At 73.1% G+C, this 15,740-nt stretch carries 13 protein-coding genes; 11 read left to right on the top strand and 2 right to left on the bottom strand.

The window, feature by feature from the left end:
• The first annotated feature begins 1 nt into the window (after position 1).
• From ACIQWX_RS46070 to ACIQWX_RS46050, 5 genes are all read left to right on the top strand, one after another.
• Positions 2 to 3,067 (top strand): FAD-binding and (Fe-S)-binding domain-containing protein, encoded by a 3,066-nt coding sequence (locus ACIQWX_RS46070; protein ID WP_400885467.1) that lies wholly within the window; start codon positions 2 to 4, stop codon positions 3,065 to 3,067.
• The gene (locus ACIQWX_RS46065; protein ID WP_400885466.1) at positions 3,064 to 3,375 is read left to right on the top strand and encodes a hypothetical protein; all 312 of its coding nucleotides are present in this window, start codon (positions 3,064 to 3,066) and stop codon (positions 3,373 to 3,375) included. Before ACIQWX_RS46070 ends, ACIQWX_RS46065 begins: the two co-directional genes overlap by 4 nt.
• 2 nt (positions 3,376 to 3,377) lie before the next feature.
• Positions 3,378 to 4,382, top strand: a complete 1,005-nt coding sequence (locus ACIQWX_RS46060; RefSeq protein WP_400885464.1) for an SDR family oxidoreductase — start codon at positions 3,378 to 3,380, stop codon at positions 4,380 to 4,382.
• A complete protein-coding gene (locus ACIQWX_RS46055) occupies positions 4,379 to 6,100 on the top strand; it encodes a glycoside hydrolase family 15 protein (protein WP_400885461.1) in 1,722 nt (573 codons plus the stop codon). Before ACIQWX_RS46060 ends, ACIQWX_RS46055 begins: the two co-directional genes overlap by 4 nt.
• 71 nt (positions 6,101 to 6,171) lie before the next feature.
• Positions 6,172 to 7,101 (top strand): anti-sigma factor RsbA family regulatory protein, encoded by a 930-nt coding sequence (locus ACIQWX_RS46050; protein ID WP_400885458.1) that lies wholly within the window; start codon positions 6,172 to 6,174, stop codon positions 7,099 to 7,101.
• Positions 7,102 to 7,108: 7 nt separating this feature from the next.
• Here ACIQWX_RS46050 and ACIQWX_RS46045 read toward each other — a convergent pair whose 3' ends face one another.
• Positions 7,109 to 7,783: a TetR/AcrR family transcriptional regulator gene (locus ACIQWX_RS46045; RefSeq protein ID WP_400885457.1), complete on the bottom strand. Its 675-nt coding sequence runs from the start codon at positions 7,781 to 7,783 to the stop codon at positions 7,109 to 7,111.
• Between the two features lie 103 nt (positions 7,784 to 7,886).
• On the opposite strand from ACIQWX_RS46045, the gene ACIQWX_RS46040 reads away from it, so the two are divergent.
• A complete protein-coding gene (locus ACIQWX_RS46040; RefSeq protein WP_400885454.1) occupies positions 7,887 to 8,834 on the top strand; it encodes an NAD-dependent epimerase/dehydratase family protein in 948 nt (315 codons plus the stop codon).
• Positions 8,835 to 9,135: 301 nt separating this feature from the next.
• Positions 9,136 to 9,939 (top strand): siderophore-interacting protein, encoded by an 804-nt coding sequence (locus ACIQWX_RS46035; protein WP_400885451.1) that lies wholly within the window; start codon positions 9,136 to 9,138, stop codon positions 9,937 to 9,939.
• Here ACIQWX_RS46035 and ACIQWX_RS46030 read toward each other — a convergent pair.
• Entirely contained in the window at positions 9,936 to 10,352 is a 417-nt protein-coding gene (locus ACIQWX_RS46030; protein WP_400885449.1) for an STAS domain-containing protein, read from the bottom strand. The genes ACIQWX_RS46035 and ACIQWX_RS46030 overlap by 4 nt on opposite strands.
• Positions 10,353 to 10,647: 295 nt before the next feature.
• Here ACIQWX_RS46030 and ACIQWX_RS46025 point away from each other — a divergent pair, with 295 nt between their 5' ends.
• The 4 genes from ACIQWX_RS46025 to ACIQWX_RS46010 are packed head-to-tail and all read left to right on the top strand — an operon-like array spanning position 10,648 to position 15,738.
• Positions 10,648 to 12,204, top strand: a complete 1,557-nt coding sequence (locus tag ACIQWX_RS46025; protein WP_400885447.1) for a long-chain fatty acid--CoA ligase — start codon at positions 10,648 to 10,650, stop codon at positions 12,202 to 12,204.
• Entirely contained in the window at positions 12,201 to 12,977 is a 777-nt protein-coding gene (locus ACIQWX_RS46020; RefSeq protein ID WP_400885444.1) for a crotonase/enoyl-CoA hydratase family protein, read from the top strand. The genes ACIQWX_RS46025 and ACIQWX_RS46020 overlap by 4 nt, the downstream gene beginning before the upstream one ends.
• On the top strand, positions 12,974 to 14,854 hold the full coding sequence (locus ACIQWX_RS46015) for an acetoacetate--CoA ligase (RefSeq protein ID WP_400885442.1): 1,881 nt from the start codon (positions 12,974 to 12,976) through the stop codon (positions 14,852 to 14,854). Before ACIQWX_RS46020 ends, ACIQWX_RS46015 begins: the two co-directional genes overlap by 4 nt.
• Complete coding sequence (locus ACIQWX_RS46010) at positions 14,851 to 15,738, top strand: 3-hydroxyacyl-CoA dehydrogenase NAD-binding domain-containing protein (RefSeq protein WP_400885440.1); 888 nt, start codon at positions 14,851 to 14,853, stop codon at positions 15,736 to 15,738. Before ACIQWX_RS46015 ends, ACIQWX_RS46010 begins: the two co-directional genes overlap by 4 nt.
• Positions 15,739 to 15,740: the final 2 nt, after the last annotated feature.

Here is a 15,740-nt window from a genome sequence, read left to right as displayed (position 1 = left end):
GATGGGCACCGTCCAGCTCCCCGACCCCGTCGTGCACCACGCCGGCCACGAAGACCTCGACGCCGGCGCGCTCGCCGCGGCCCTGCGCGAGCGGGTCGCCGGCGAAGTGCGCTTCGACCGCGGGACGCGCGCGGCCTACTCGACCGACGCGTCCAACTTCCGCCAGGTGCCGATCGGCGTCGTCGTGCCGAAGACACCGGAGGACGCCGTGGCGGCGATCGCGGCGGCGCGGGAGTTCGGGGCACCGGTGCTGTCCCGCGGCGGCGGCACGAGTCTCGCCGGGCAGTGCACGAACACCGCGGTCGTGCTCGACTTCTCCAAGTACTGCACGGAACTCGAGTCGGTCGACGCCGAAGCGCGCACGTGCGTCGTGCAGCCCGGGATCGTCCTCGACGAGCTGAACCGGCAGCTGGCCGGCACCGGCCTGCGGTTCGGCCCGGAACCGGCGACGCACATGAACTGCACGCTCGGCGGCATGATCGGCAACAACTCCTGCGGCGCGACGGCCCAGCGGACCGGCAAGGTCGTCGACAACATCCGGCGGCTGGAGGTGCTCACCTACGACGGAACCCGGTTCTGGTGCGGGGAAACGACCGACGAGGAGTACGCCGGCATCGAGCGCCGCGGCGACCCGCGCGCGGCGATCTACCGGCAGCTGCGGCGGCTGCGCGAGGAGTACGCCGACGAGGTCCGCCGCCGGTACCCGGACATCCCGCGTCGCGTGTCGGGCTACAACCTCGATTCCCTGTTGCCGGAGCACGGTTTCGACGTCGCCGGGCTGCTCGTCGGCAGCGAGTCCACTTTGGTCACCGTGCTGCGGGCCGAGCTGGAGCTGGTGCCCGTGCTGCCCGAGCGGACGCTGGTGGTGCTCGGCTACCCGGACATCGCGAAGGCGGCCGACGCCGTGCCGGCGATCCTTCCGCACGAGCCCGTCGCGCTGGAAGGCGTCGACCACAAGCTGATCCGCGACCAGCAGATCAAGGACATGAACCCGCAGGCACTGCGGGAAATGCCGGAGGGCCGCGCGTTCCTGATGGTCCAGTTCGCCGCGTCGACGCACGACGAAGCCGAGCGCCAGGCCCACAAGATGCTGGAGGCGCTGCGCGACACCGAGCACGAAGCCGACGTCGAATTCCTGGACGACCCCGCGCGCGAGAACGAGCTGTGGCAGGTCCGTGAAGCCGGGCTCGGCGCCACCGCGCACGTGCCCGGCAAAGCCGACACGTTCGAGGGCTGGGAGGACTCCGCCGTCGCGCCCGAGCGGCTCGGCGAGTACCTGCGGAAGCTGACCGCGCTCTACCGGGAGTTCGGGTACGCCGGCGACACCGGGCCGAGCCTGTACGGCCACTTCGGCCAGGGCTGCGTGCACACGCGGATCCCGTTCGACCTCTACAGCGCCGACGGCGTCGCGACCTACCGCCGGTTCATGGAGCGCGCCGCCGACCTCGTCGCCTCGCTGGGCGGCTCGTTCTCCGGCGAGCACGGCGACGGGCAGTCCCGCGGCGAGCTGCTGCCGAAGATGTTCGGCACCGACCTGGTGCGGGCGTTCGGGCAGCTCAAGGCCGTCTTCGACCCCGGGAACCGGATGAACCCCGGCAAGGTCGTCGCGCCGGCGCGGCTGGACGAGCACCTGCGCCTCGGCAGCGACTGGAGCCCGGCCGACCCGCAGGACCTGCACTTCCGGTTCCCCCACGACGGCGGCTCGTTCGCCCAGGCGACCAACCGCTGCGTCGGGGTCGGGCGGTGCCGGCAGCACACCACGAGCGGCGGTCAGGTGATGTGCCCGTCGTACCAGGTGACCGGCGAGGAAGAGCACTCGACGCGGGGCCGCGCGCGGCTGCTGTTCGAGATGCTGGACGGGCACGGCGACAGTCCCGTCTCCGACGGCTGGCGTTCTTCGGAGGTTCGCGAAGCGCTCGACTTGTGCCTGGCGTGCAAGGGGTGCAAGACGGACTGTCCGGCCAATGTGGACATGGCGACGTACAAGGCGGAGTTCCTGGCGCACCACTACGAGGGCCGCCCGTGGCGGCGGCCGCGGTCGGACTTCACGATGGGCTGGCTGCCCGCGTTCGCTTCGCTGGTGGGCCGGTTCCGCGCCGGGCGAGTCGTGAACGCGTTGACGCACGCGCCGGGGCTGTCCCGGCTGGCGACGCTCGCGGCGGGCGTCGAGAACCGCGAAGTTCCCTTGTTCGCCGGGGAAACACTGCGGCAGTGGTTCGCCCGGGGCGGGCCGTCCGGCACGGGGGCCCGCGGCACGGTGGTGCTGTGGCCGGACACGTTCACCAACTCGTTCCACCCGCACGTGGGTCAGGCGGCGGTCCGGGTCATGGAGGACGCGGGCTGGCGGGTGACGATGCCGCCGGCGGAGTCGTGCTGCGGGCTGACGTGGATCTCGACCGGACAGCTGGGCGTGGCCAAGCACATCCTGGCGCGCACGGTCCGTTCGCTGGCACCGCACTTGCACAGCGGCGGGCTGGTGGTGGGGCTGGAACCCGGCTGCACGGCGGTGTTCCGCTCGGACGCGGCCGAGCTGTTCCCGGGTGATCAGGACGTGCGGCGGTTGAGTGCGCAGACGGTGACGCTGGCCGAGCTGTTGACTGAGCATTCCCCCGGTTACCGGCCGCCGCGGGTCGCGGCCAAGGCGATCGCCCAAGTGCATTGTCATCAGCACGCGGTGATGGGGTGGGACGCCGACGCGCGGTTGCTATCCGCCGCCGGGGTCGATGCCGAGCAGCTGGATTCCGGGTGTTGCGGGCTGGCGGGGAACTTCGGGTTCGAGAAGGGACATTTGGGGGTGTCGGAGGCTTGCGCGGAACGCGTGTTGCTGCCGCGGGTGCGGTCGGCGGATCCGGAGACGGCGGTGCTGGCCGACGGGTTCAGCTGCCGGACCCAGCTGCACCAGCTGGACAGCGGGGGCCGGGAAGGGATGCATCTGGCGGAGCTGCTCGCGAGCGGATTGGCAGGGGCGGACGATGTCCCCCGGCCGCGGCGCGGAAAGGCGGCGATCGCGGCGGTCGGACTGGCCGCGGCGGCGGGCATTGCGATGGCGCGACGGAGGTCCCGATGACGCGTGGGATCGCAGCGGCGCGAATGGTCTGGGGTAGCGGAGTGCTGATCGCCTCGCGTTACCTGCCGGTTCCGCGGAAACTCGCGGTGGCGCTCGCCGCTCGCCACCTCGCACAGGGCGCGGCCACGCTGCGGCGCCCGGACGGCGTGGTCGCGCGGTGGGGCTGGACGGCCGACGCCGCCCACAGCGCGAGCATGCTCGGTCTGGCCGCGGTGTCACCCCGATGGCGGGCCGCGGCCTTGGCGAACGCGGTCGTCGCGGCCGTGTGGGCTCGTGCGGCCCGAATCCACACCGGAGAACGGAGGTAGTCATGTCCAGCACCCAAGTCGTCGTCGTGACCGGAGCCAGCGGCGGCATCGGCCGGGCCGTCGCGCGGGCCTTCGGGGCCCGGCACGCCCGCGTCGCCCTCCTGGCCCGTGGCGAAAAAGGCCTGCAAGAAGCCGCAGCCGACGTCACCGGCAATGGTGGCACCGCCCTCGAAATCCCCACCGACGTCGCCGATTTCGCTCAGGTCGAAGCCGCCGCCGAACGGGCCGAAAAGGAGCTCGGCCCCATCGATGTCTGGGTCAACGTCGCCTTCACCTCGGTCTTCGCGCCCTTCGCCGAAATCGAGCCCGACGAGTTCCGCCGCGTCACCGAAGTCAGCTACCTCGGCTACGTCCACGGCACCATGGCCGCCCTCAAGCACATGAAACCGCGCGACCGCGGCACCGTCGTCCAGGTCGGCTCGGCACTCGCCTACCGCGGAATCCCCTTGCAAAGCGCCTATTGCGGCGCGAAGCACGCCATCCAGGGCTTCAACGAATCCCTCCGCTGCGAGCTCCTGCACGAAGGCAGCCACGTCCGGACGACCATGGTGCAGATGCCGGCCGTCAACACGCCGCAGTTCTCGTGGGTCCTCTCGAAACTGCCCGACCACGCGCAGCCCGTGCCGCCGATCTACCAGCCGGAAGTCGCCGCGCGGGCCGTCGTGCACGCCGCCGACCACCCTCGCCGGCGCGAGTACTGGGTCGGTGGCAGCACCGTCGGGACGCTCGTCGCCAACGCCGTCGCCCCCGGCATCCTCGACCGCTACCTCGCCAAGACCGGCTACCAGTCCCAGCAAACCGGCGACGCGAAGCCCGCCGGCCAACCCGCCAACCTCTGGGCCCCGGCCGACCGGACCCGGGACTTCGGCGCGCACGGCGAGTTCGACGACGAGGCCACTCCGCGCAGCTTCCAGCTGTGGGCGAGCCGCCACCACGGCCTGCTCGCCGCCGGCGGGAGCGCGCTCGCCGCGACGGCGCTGGCGGTGTGGCGCCGAGCGCGGTCGTGACCGGCTTCGCCCCGCACGTCCTGCGGGAGTACGCCCTGCTGGCCGACGGCGAGCGCGGTGCCCTCTGCGGCCCGCGCGGCGACGTCGCGTGGCTCTGCGCGCCCGGCTGGTCCGACAGCGCGGTGCTGTCCTCGCTGATCGGCGGCACCGGCAGCTACACCGTGAGCCCGGCCGAAACCTGCGTCTGGGGCGGCTTCTACGAGCCCGGCACGCTGATCTGGCGCAACCGCTGGGTGACGACGTCGACCGCCGTCGAGTGCCGGGACGCCTTGGCCTACCCCGGGGATCCGCACCACGTCGTCCTGCTGCGCCGGGTGGAGGCGGTCGAGCGGGACGTCCGGGTGCGCGTCCGGCTCGACCTCGCCGACGGCTTCGGCCGCCGGTCGCTGCGTGAACTCCGCCGTCACGACGACGGCGTCTGGACCGGCCGCACCGGCGACCTGCGGGTGCGGTGGACCGGCGGCGGCGACGCGGTGCCCGGCGACGGCGGGCTGGGCTTCGAGCTGACCGTGCCCGCCGGCGGGCACCACGACCTCGTCCTCGAACTCGGCGACGGCCGCCTGCCGCAACCGGTCGACGTCGAATCCGCGTGGCTCGCGACCGAAACCGCCTGGCACCGGGCGGTTCCCGAGCTGGCCGGCACCGTCGCGCCCCGCGACGCGCGGCACGCGTACGCGGTCCTGCGCGGCCTGACCACCGGCGCGGGCGGCATGGTCGCCGCGGCCACGCTCGGCCTGCCGGAACGCTCGGAGGCCGGCCGCAACTACGACTACCGGTACGTCTGGCTGCGCGACCAGTGCTACGCCGGGCTCGCCGCGTCCGTCGACGACCCGCACCCGCTGCTCGACGACGCGCTGCGGTTCAGCACCGCCCGCGTCCTCGACCACGGCGACCGGCTGCTGCCCGCCTACCGCGCCGACGGGACCCCGCCGCCCGACGAGACGACGTTGAAGCTGCCCGGCTACCCCGGCGGCTCGGACGTCGTCGGCAACCACGTCGCCCACCAGTTCCAGCTGGACGCCCTCGGCGAGCTGTTGCAGCTGCACGCCGCCGCGGCCCGCCACGGCCGCTTCGACGGCGACGTCCAGCGCGCCTCCGACGTCGTCGTCCGGCTCGTCACCGAACGCTGGGACCGGCCGGAAGCCGGCGTCTGGGAGCTGGACGACGACTGGTGGACCCACTCGCGGCTGGCCTGCGTCGCGGGGCTGCACGCGCTGGCGCGGGAGGTGCCGGCGCACCGCGGCGGCGAGCTGTCCGGGCTGGCCGACAAGCTGCTGGCCGAGACGACGTCCCGGTGCCTCGACGCACGCGGGTTCTGGCGGCGCAGCCCTGCGCACCCCGGGACCGACGCGGCGCTGCTGCTGCCCCCGGTGCGCGGCGGCCTGCCCGCCGACGACCCGCGGACGCGCGCGACCCTCGACGCGGTCCGCGAAAACCTGACCGAAGACGGGTACGTCTACCGGTTCGCCCCCGACGGGCGGCCCCTCGGCGAGGCCGAAGGCGCGTTCCTGCTGTGCGGGTTCACGATGGCGCTGGCTTGCGCGCACCAGGGTGAGCGGGCCGAGGCGTTCCGCTGGTTCGAACGCAACCGGGCCGCGTGCGGGCCGCCGGGGCTGTTCGCCGAGGAGTACGACGTGCGGCAGCGGCAGCTGCGGGGGAACCTGCCCCAGGCGTTCGTCCACGCCATGCTCCTCGAGGCGGCCCAGCGGCTCACCTGACGGGGCTCCCCCGAACCGGTGACGCGGTTCGCGCATACTGGAAGGCGTCCTCGGCACCCGGAGGAGGCCAGTTGAGCGCACCCGCGGATCCCTTCGCGCACCCCGCGCTGTTCTACCGCGACGACGCCGAGTACCTGGCCGGAACCGTTCCGTTCGTGTGGTCCGGGCTCGCGGCCGGCGAGCCGGTCGCCGTCGCCGTGCCGGGCCGCAACCTCGAGCTGCTGCGCCGCGAGCTCGGCGCGGACGCCGGCCGGGTCCGGCTGCTGGACATGACCGAAGCCGGGCGCAACCCCGGCCGGATCATCCCGCGGGTGCTGCGGGCCTTCGCCGACGCTCACCCGGACGGCGCGGTGCGCATCATCGGCGAGCCGATCTGGGCCGGCCGGTCGGCCGTCGAGTACCCCGCGTGCGTGCAGCACGAAGCGCTGATCAACCACGCGTTCACCGGCCGGGACGCGACGATCCTGTGCCCGTACGACGTCTCGCGGCTCGACCCCGCCGCGCTGGCCGACGCCGAGGCGACGCACCCGGTCCTGATCGACGGCGCGGGCCACCGCGCCAGCACCGCGTACGCGCCGGACGACGTCCTCGCGCGCTACAACCGGCCGCTGCCACCGGGTCCCCCGGCGGACCGCGTGGTCGAGTTGCCGAATACGACGGACCTTGCGGCGGCCCGGGCCGTGGCCCACGCCCAGGCCGCGGCCGGCGGGCTGACCGACGACCAGATCGCCGACGTCGAGGTGGTCGTGACGGAGCTGCTGTCCAACTGCGTCGAGCACGGCGGCGGCACGGGCACGGTCCGGCTGTGGAGCGAAGACGGCGAGTTCGTCTGCGAGGTCCAGGACAGCGGCACCCTGGCCGACCCGCTGGCGGGCCGCCACCCGGCCACGCCCGAGCAGCCCCGAGGCCGCGGGCTGCTGCTGGTCAACTACCTGGCCGACCTGGTCCGCCTGCACACCGGCGACCACGGCACCACGTTCCGCGCGTACTTCCGCGCCTGAGCGGCGGTCAGGGCAGGCCGGCGAGCTCGGCCAGCAGCGTCATGTGGTGCTCGAAGTACTCCGCACGCGCCCGGACCATGTCGTCGAGGCGGTGGAAGACCTCGAAGTTGACCTGGCCGAACAGGTGCGTCCAGGCCAGCAGCGCCCGGTCCAGGCGCTCCTCCGAGAGGTCGCCCGCCTGCTCGTCGACCAGGCGGCGCAGGTCGGCGCGGACCGGGCCCGGCACCGGCGGCCCGGCCGGGACGTCCGGCGCCTCGGCGACGATGGCCGCGAGCAGGAGGATCACTTTCGACGCGGGGGCCACGGTGTCCGGCGGTGCCGCGTAGCCGGGGACGGGGTTGCCGTAGAGCAGGCCGTACTCGGCCGGGTGCGCGAGCGCCCACGACCGGACCGCGTGGCACGTCGCCAGCCACCGGCCGCGCAGGTCCTCGCGCGGGAGCGCGGCTTCGGCGGCGGCCGCCGCGTCGCCCAGCCCGTCGTAGGCGTCGATGATCAACGCCGTCAGCAGCGCGTCGCGGCTCGGGAAGTACCGGTACAGCGCCGAAGCGACGATGCCCATGTCCCGCGCCACGGCCCGCAGCGACAGGTTCGCGCCCTCTTCGGCGAGGCGCCGGCGGGCGACTTCCTTGATCTCCTGGTGCATCTCCGAGCGGACCCGGGCACGCAGCGACGAGGCGGACACGGCCCCAGTGTCGCACAGGCGAGAACACTGTTCTTGACTCGGCGACGCCGGATCTCGTACGGTGTTCTCATCCGAGAACAGTGTTCTCTCACTGGGGGTTTTCATGGCTCTGCACGTCATCGTCGGCGCCGGTCCGGTCGGCGCGGCCACCGCGCGCCTGCTCGCCGCCCGGGGCGACGAGGTCCGCTTGCTCAGCCGGCGTGGCGGCGGCTCGGCCGTCGAAGGCGTCCGGCTCGTGGCCGCGGACGCGACCGACGCCGCCACGCTCGCGCGGCACACGGCCGGCGCGGCCGCGCTCTACAGCTGCGCCGGGCCGGCGTACCACCGCTGGCCCACCGACTGGCCCCCGCTGGGCGCGGCGCTGCTGCACGCGGCCGAAGCGAGCGGCGCGGTGCTGGTCACGACGGGAAACCTGTACGCGTACGGCGCGGTCGACGCCCCGATGACCGAGCAGTTCCCCCTGCGCCCGAATTCGGTGAAGGGCGAGGTGCGGGCGAAGCTCTGGACCGACGCGCTGGCGGCGCACGAAGCGGGCCGGCTCCGCACGGCCGAGGTCCGCGGATCGGACTACCTCGGCGCGGGCGCGCTCTCGGCGTTCACGGCGCTGGTACTGCCGAAGGTCCTGGCCGGCAAGCGCGCGGCGGCCCCGGCCGACCTCGACGCACCGCACAGCTGGACGTACGTCGGCGACGTCGCCCGCGCGCTGGTGGCGGTCGCGGGGGACGAGAGCGCGTGGGGCAGGCCGTGGCACGCACCGACGCCACCACCGATGTCGGTGCGCGACTTGGCGACGCGGGCGGCGGAGCTGGCGGGAGTCCCGGCGGCCCGCGTGACGACGATGCCCCGGATCGCGCTGCGGCTGGCGGGGGTGTTCGACGCGACGGCGCGGGAGATGCCGGAGGTCGAGTACCAGCTGAGGGGACCGTTCGTGCTGGATTCCTCGGCGGCGACGGCGAAGTTCGGCATCGAGCCGACATCGACGGACGCCGCCCTGCGGGAGACGATCGAAGGCTTGCGCGGCGTGACCGGCGAAAGTGTCGCGACGCGATGACGGTCGAGACCAGTCACCCGCGCGGTGGCGAGCAATCCGATGCGGTCGAATGCGGGCCGAACGGGGTGAGCCATCTCCGGTTCGCACCCTGATCCGGTCCGAGGTAGGCGCGGCGTGAACAGGGAGCTGCCGGGCCGGCCGCGGGATCTGCTCGGCGCGGCCTTCCACACCCGGCTCCCGGGCAGCGCCGGATCAGCCGCCGAGGCGAGCTGCAGTGCGAAGACGTTCCACTGCCCCATCGCACGCCGCTCAGCCTGCTACCCTCCACACCTTAGGCGAGCCTCACCTAACTGGAGGATCGATGGCCCGGCAGAACCTGACCGCCACGCGGATCAAGCCCGACACCGCCGAGCTGCTCACCCTCCGCGTCCTGCGCCGGGAACGGATCTCCCCGCACTTCTCGCGCGTCACCCTCGGGCAGGACGATGTCCAAGCCTTCACCCCCATGGGTTTCGACCAGTGGTTCCGCCTCTTCATCCCGGTCGCCGAGAACTCGCTGTCCCGGCTCCCGCGGACGCTCAACGCCCTCTCCTACGCCAAGTACCTGACCATCGCCAAGACCAGCCGGCCCGTGCTGCGCAACTACACCGTCCGCGCCTACCGGCCGCTCGGGCCGGACGGTCCCGAACTCGACGTCGACTTCGTCCTCCACGGCGAGGGACCGGCGGGGACCTGGGCGCAGAAGTGCGCACGCGGGGACGCCGTCGCCGTCCTCGACGAAGGGATCGGCTTCAACCCGGCCCCCGGCAAGAACCACTTCCTGCTCGTCGCCGACGAATCCGGGCTGCCGGCCATCGCCGGCGTCCTCAAGTCGCTGCCACACGCCGCCACCGGGCACGCCCTCATCGAACTCCCCGGCGACGAAGACCGGCAGGACCTCGAGGCCCCGCCGGGGGTCGAGGTCACCTGGCTTCCGCGGGCGCGCGGAACCGCGCCCGGGCACACCGCCCTCGCCGCCGCTCAAGCTCTGCGCACGCCCGAAGAACCGACACACGCCTGGGTCGTCGGCGAGTCCGGCCTGGCCGTGAACCTCCGCCGGCACTGGGTGCGCGCCGGGATCCCGAAGAACGACATCATGTTCTGCGGGTACTGGAAGGCCCGCTAGTTCGGGATCTCCGTCGCCCGCTCCCAGCCCGACGGCAGCGGGCTCAGGTTCAGCGCGTGGTCGAGGCCACTGCCCGCCAGGGCCCGGCGCACCACGCGGTTGTCGCCGGTGACGATCCGGAGGGTGGTGTTCTCGCGGACCGTCCGGACGTGGATGTCCGCGAGCACGGAAAGCCCGGCCGAGTCCAGGAAGTCGACCTCGGAGAGGTCGAGCACCAGCGTCGGGAACCGCCGGTGCGCCCAGGTGGCGAGGACGGAACCGAGCTCGGCGGCGCTGTCCTCGTCGAGCGCGCCGCTGATCCGGACCATCACCGCTCCGAAGTACGGCCGGATGACCTTGATGGCGGAGGAACTGCGTTCCTCGCGTTGAGACGGCACGGGAATCGCCGTCGCGGGGTGCTGCACGACCAACATCTCTACGCCTTCAGTCGCGGATGGCGTTCGAGCGGTGTCCACTGCCCGCTCGAACGCCGGCAAGTCTGGGGGAAGGGCGGCTGCTCCTGAACCGCACCTACGCAGCCTAGTACTTGATCCAAACGGCGCAACCCCGCCAACGGCCGAACCGAAGGTGAACGACTGTCGGCCGAAAGCGCGTCTTCCCGGCGTAGGCACCAAAACCCGCTTCCGGGCGGCCCGCCCTTGACAGCCCGTGCGGGTGACGGTCATGCTCGGGGGTATCTCAGGGTTCCTGACATAGGAGGTGCGCGGCATGACCCTCGGCCCGGCCGACTTCGGCCTCGGCAGCTGGCCCGCGCGCCGGGCCCGGATCTCCCCCGGGCGCACCGCGCTCGTCCAGCCCGGCCGCACGCGCACCTACGCCGGGCTCGCCGAGCGCCTCGAACGGCTGGCCGGCGCGCTCGCCCGGCTCGGTATCCGGCCCGGTGACCGCGTCGCGTACCTCGGTGTCAACGACGTCACCGTCTTCGAGACGCTCTTCGCCACCGCCCGCCTGGGCGCGCTCTTCGTGCCGCTCAACTACCGGCTCTCCCCCGCCGAGATCCGCTACATGCTCGAAGACAGCGGCGCTTCGGTGCTCGTGCACAGCCCCGACACCGACGCCCTGGTCGACGGCCCGCTGCCGGAAACGTTGCGGCACGTCGTCGCGACGGACCCGGCGACGTGCCCGGCGGGCGGGCTGGACTACGAAGCCGAACTGGCCGCCGCCGGGGATCCGCCGATCGCCGGGATCCAGCTCGACGACCCGTGCCTGCTGCTCTACACCTCCGGCACCACCGGCCGGCCGAAGGCCGCGGTCCTCACCCACGGGAACCTCACCTGGAACACCGTCAACCAGCTCGCCCACCTCGACGTCCTCGGCACCGACCGGGCGCTGTGCATCGCGCCGCTGTTCCACTGCGTCGGGCTGGGCCAGATCACGCTGCCGACGCTGCTCAAGGGCGGCAGCGTGGAACCGGTGGCGAAGTTCGACCCCGGCACGATCCTCGGCCGGATCGGCGAGGCGGGCATCACGAGCTTCTCCGCCGTCCCCACCATGCTGGAACTGCTGTGCCGCCACGAAGACTGGGAGCGCACGGACCTGAGCTCGCTGACGTGCGTGCTCTACGGCGGCTCGCCGGTCGCCGAACGCGTCGCCCGCGCGTGGCTCGACCGCGGCGTGAAACTCCTCCAGGGCTACGGCATGACCGAGGCCGCCCCCGGCGTCTCGATGGCGACCCACGAGGGCACGCTCGACCACCCCGTCGCCGCCGGCGTGCCGCATTTCTTCACCGACGTGGCCGGCTTGAGCCCCGACCTCACCCCCGAGCCGCTGTCCGGGACGCCCGCGGAGCTGCTGGTGCGCGGCCCGCACGTCTTCGGCGGCTACTGGAACCGGCCGGAAGAATCGAAAGCGAGCTTCGTCGACGACGGCTGGTTCCGGACCGGAGACGTCGTCAAGGTCGACGAGGACGGCTGGGCCCACGTCGTCGACCGCGTCAAGGACATGATCATCTCCGGCGGCGAGAACGTGTACCCGGCCGAGATCGAAGCCGTCGCGGTCCGGCTCGACGCGGTCGGCGACTGCGCGGTCGTGGGCGTGCCCGACGAGCGCTGGGGCGAGGTCGGCGCGGCCTTCGTCGTCCGCCGGGCCGGCGCGGAACTCGACGAAGCCGCCTTCCGCGCCCACCTCGAACAGCACCTCGCCCGCTACAAGATCCCGAAGCACATCCGGTTCACCGACGCCCTGCCCCGCAACGCCACCGGCAAGATCCGCCGCGTCGAACTCCGCGCGCGGGCCGCCGAAGCCTTCCCGAACGGACCCGCATGACCACCGCTCTGCTGCCCCCGTCCCTGCGCCTCGAGCTGCACGACGACGTCGCCGTGCTGCGGCTGGCCCGGCCCGAAAAGCGCAACGCCCTCGACGACGCCACCGTGCTCGGGCTCGAAGCGTTCTTCGGCGCCCCGCCCCGCGGGATCAAGGCCGTCGTGCTCGACTGCGTGGGCGAGCACTTCTCCGCCGGGCTGGACCTGTCCGAGCTGACCGAGCGCGACACGTTCGAAGGCCTGGAGCACTCGATGATGTGGCACCGCGCCTTCGAGCGGCTCGAACGCGGGCGCGTCCCGGTCGTCGCCGTGCTCCGGGGCGCGGTCGTCGGCGGCGGCCTGGAACTGGCGGCGGCCGCGCACATCCGCGTCGCCGAGCCCTCGGCGTTCTACGCGCTGCCCGAAGGCCAGCGCGGCCTGTTCGTCGGCGGCGGCGCGTCGGTGCGGGTGCCGCGGCTGATCGGCGCGCACCGGATGGCCGACATGATGCTCACGGGCCGCGTCCTCGACGCCGACGAAGGCCACGCCGCCGGGCTGTCGCACTACCGCGTCGACGACGGCTCCGCGCACGCGCTCGGCCTGGCCCGCAAGATCGCCGGGAACTCCCCGATCACGAACTTCGCCGTCCTGCAGGCGCTTCCTCGCATCGCCGAGGCCAACCCGGCCGAGGGCTACCTCCTGGAGGCGCTGATGGCCGCCGTCGCCGGCGGCAGCGCCGAAGCCAAGGAACGGATGCAGGCGTTCCTGGACAAGCGCGCCGGGAAGGTCGGCCGATGACGTCCGAAATCGGCCGGTACCTGGAGTGGCTCGCCCGAGAGCGCGGCCACGTCTTCGACGGCTACGCCTCGCTGCACCGCTGGTCGGTGACCGACCTCGACGGCTTCTGGGCGTCGATCAAGGACTTCTTCGGCGTCCGCTTCCACTCCCCGGAGAGCGCGGTCGTGCCGGACCGGCGGATGCCGGGCACCGAGTGGTTCCCCGGCGCGACCCTCAACTACGCCGAACACGCCCTCGGCGGCCCGCCGGACGAGGTCGCCGTCATCGCGTGTTCCCAGACGCGGGACCGCGTCGAGCTGACCTGGGACGAGCTGCGCGACCAGGTGGCGAGGGCCCGCGCGGGCCTGCGCCGGCTCGGCGTCGGACGGGGTGACCGGGTCGTCGCGTACCTGCCGAACATCCCCGAAACCGTCGTCGCCCACCTGGCGGCCGCGAGCCTCGGCGCGGTCTGGGCGTCCTGCGCGCCCGAGTTCGGCGCCCGCTCGGTCGTCGACCGGTTCGGGCAGATCGAGCCGCGTGTGCTGCTGACCGTGTCCGGCTACCGCTACGGCACCAAGGACGTCGACCGCCGCGCCGAAGTCGCCGAGATCCGGGCCGGCCTGCCGACCGTCGAGCACGTCGTCCACGTCCCCTACGGCGAGCACGACCTCCCGGACACCCTCGCCTGGAACGAGCTGTTGACCGAGAGCGAGCCCGGGTTCGAGCCGGTCGGCTTCGCCCACCCGCTGTGCGTGCTGTTCTCCTCCGGCACCACCGGCAAGCCGAAGGCGATCGTGCACGGCCACGGCGGGATCCTCCTCGAACACCTCAAGAACCACGGCCTCAGCTGGGACCTGCGCCCCGGCGACCGGATCCTGTGGTTCTCCACCACCGCCTGGATGATGTGGAACGCGCTGGTCTCGGGGCTGCTCACCGGCGCGTCGATCGTGCTGGTCGACGGCAACCCGCTGCACCCGGACCTCGGCTGGCAGTGGCGCCTGGCCGCCGAGACCCGCGCGACGCTGATGGGTGCGAGCCCCGGCTTCCTGATGGCGTGCCGGAAGGCGGGCCTCGACCCGGCCGCGTCCTACGACCTCTCCGCGCTGCGCCAGCTCGGCGCGGCCGGCAGCCCGCTGCCCGCCGAGGGCTACCACTGGGTGCGGGACGTCTTCGGGCCGGACGTCCTGCTCAACGTCGGCAGCGGCGGCACCGACGTCTGCAGCGGGATCGTGCAGGGCGGCCCGCTGCAGCCGGTCGTCGCCGGCGAAATCTCCGGGCCCTGCCTCGGGGTCGACGCGAAGGCGTTCGACGAGCACGGCACCGAGGTCGTCGGCGAGCTGGGCGAACTGGTGATCACCGCGCCGATGCCGTCGATGCCGATCGGGTTCTGGGGCGACGACACCGGTGCGCGCTACCGCGACACGTACTTCGCCACGTATCCGGGCGTCTGGCGCCACGGCGACTGGATCCGGTTCTCCCCCGAAGGCAGCTGCGTGATCGCCGGCCGCTCGGACGCCACCCTCAACCGCGGCGGCGTCCGGCTCGGCACCGCCGAGTTCTACGCCGTCGTCGAGGAGCTGCCGGAGGTCGACGACTCGCTCGTCGTGCACCTGGAAGACCCGGCGGGCGGCAACGGCGACCTCCGCCTCTACGTCGTCCTCCGGGACGCCGTCCTGGACGCACCGCTGCGCGAGAAGATCGTGGCGGCGTTGAAGAGCGCGCTGTCCCCACGGCACGTGCCGGACGCGATCACCGCCGTCCCGGTGATCCCGCGCAACCGCACCGGGAAGAAACTGGAGCTGCCCGTGAAGAAACTGCTGCTCGGCGCCCGGGCCGAGGACGTCGTCGGCACCGGCGTCCTGGCCGATCCCACCGCGCTCGACCACTTCCGGGCATGAGCACCGTCGCGGTCGTCGGCACCGGCGTGATCGGCGTGAGCTGGGCGAAGCTCTTCCTCGCCCACGGTCTCGACGTCGTCGCCACCGATCCGGCACCCGGTGCCGAGGAGCGGTTGCGAAGTGCACTCGACGACACGGAACGGCTGCGGTTCGTCGCCGAGCCCGGCGAAGCGGCCGCCGCCGCGGACTTCGTGCAGGAGAACGGTCCCGAGCGCGAAGACGTCAAGCACACCCTGTTCGCCGTCCTCGACGAGGCCGCGCGGCCGGACGTGGTCCTGGCGAGCAGCTCGTCCGGCCTGCTGCCCAGCGCCATCGCCCGCGGCTGCCCGCGCCACCCCGAGCGGGTCGTCGTCGGGCACCCGTTCAACCCGCCGCACCTGATCCCGCTCGTCGAGGTCGTGCCCGGCCGCGACACCGCGCCCGGGGTCGTCGACCGGGCCGTGGCGTTCTACACCTCGGTCGGGAAGCGGCCGATCCGCCTGGCGCGCGAGGTGCCCGGCCACGTCGCGAACCGGCTGCAGGCCGCGCTCTGGCAGGAGGCGTACTCGCTGGTGGAACGCGGCATCGCGACGGTCGCCGACATCGACACCGCCATCGCCAACGGGCCCGGCCTGCGCTGGGCGGTGCTCGGCCCGTTCGTCAACCAGCACCTCTCCGGCGGCGCGGGCGGGCTCGCGCACGTCCTCGCGCACCTCGGGCCGCCGACGGAAGAGTGGTGGCGCGACCTCGGCCGCGTCCACCTGACCCCGGAACTGGCCGAAACGCTCGTCGCCGGCGTCGACGCCGAACTGGCAGGCACCGACGACCGATCCCTGGCCGCCGCCCGCGACGCCGTCCTGAACCAGCTGCTGGCCGCCAAGGCCGCGCAGCCCGACCTGCCCTGAGC

This window comes from Amycolatopsis sp. NPDC098790, assembly GCF_044759945.1.
In the GTDB taxonomy this organism is placed as follows: Bacteria; Actinomycetota; Actinomycetes; order Mycobacteriales; family Pseudonocardiaceae; genus Amycolatopsis.
The sequence above is the reverse complement of the archived record's forward strand: the minus strand, read 5'-3'. Positions and strand labels throughout refer to the sequence as shown.

Coding starts and splice junctions, on each gene's coding strand:
- ACIQWX_RS46035 (WP_400885451.1), top strand. CDS start 9,136: ATGGCCCGGCAGAACCTGACCGCCACGCGGATCAAGCCCGACACCGCC.
- ACIQWX_RS46010 (WP_400885440.1), top strand. CDS start 14,851: ATGAGCACCGTCGCGGTCGTCGGCACCGGCGTGATCGGCGTGAGCTGG.
- ACIQWX_RS46040 (WP_400885454.1), top strand. CDS start 7,887: ATGGCTCTGCACGTCATCGTCGGCGCCGGTCCGGTCGGCGCGGCCACC.
- ACIQWX_RS46030 (WP_400885449.1), bottom strand. CDS start 10,352: ATGTTGGTCGTGCAGCACCCCGCGACGGCGATTCCCGTGCCGTCTCAA.
- ACIQWX_RS46025 (WP_400885447.1), top strand. CDS start 10,648: ATGACCCTCGGCCCGGCCGACTTCGGCCTCGGCAGCTGGCCCGCGCGC.
- ACIQWX_RS46015 (WP_400885442.1), top strand. CDS start 12,974: ATGACGTCCGAAATCGGCCGGTACCTGGAGTGGCTCGCCCGAGAGCGC.
- ACIQWX_RS46065 (WP_400885466.1), top strand. CDS start 3,064: ATGACGCGTGGGATCGCAGCGGCGCGAATGGTCTGGGGTAGCGGAGTG.
- ACIQWX_RS46020 (WP_400885444.1), top strand. CDS start 12,201: ATGACCACCGCTCTGCTGCCCCCGTCCCTGCGCCTCGAGCTGCACGAC.
- ACIQWX_RS46070 (WP_400885467.1), top strand. CDS start 2: ATGGGCACCGTCCAGCTCCCCGACCCCGTCGTGCACCACGCCGGCCAC.
- ACIQWX_RS46060 (WP_400885464.1), top strand. CDS start 3,378: ATGTCCAGCACCCAAGTCGTCGTCGTGACCGGAGCCAGCGGCGGCATC.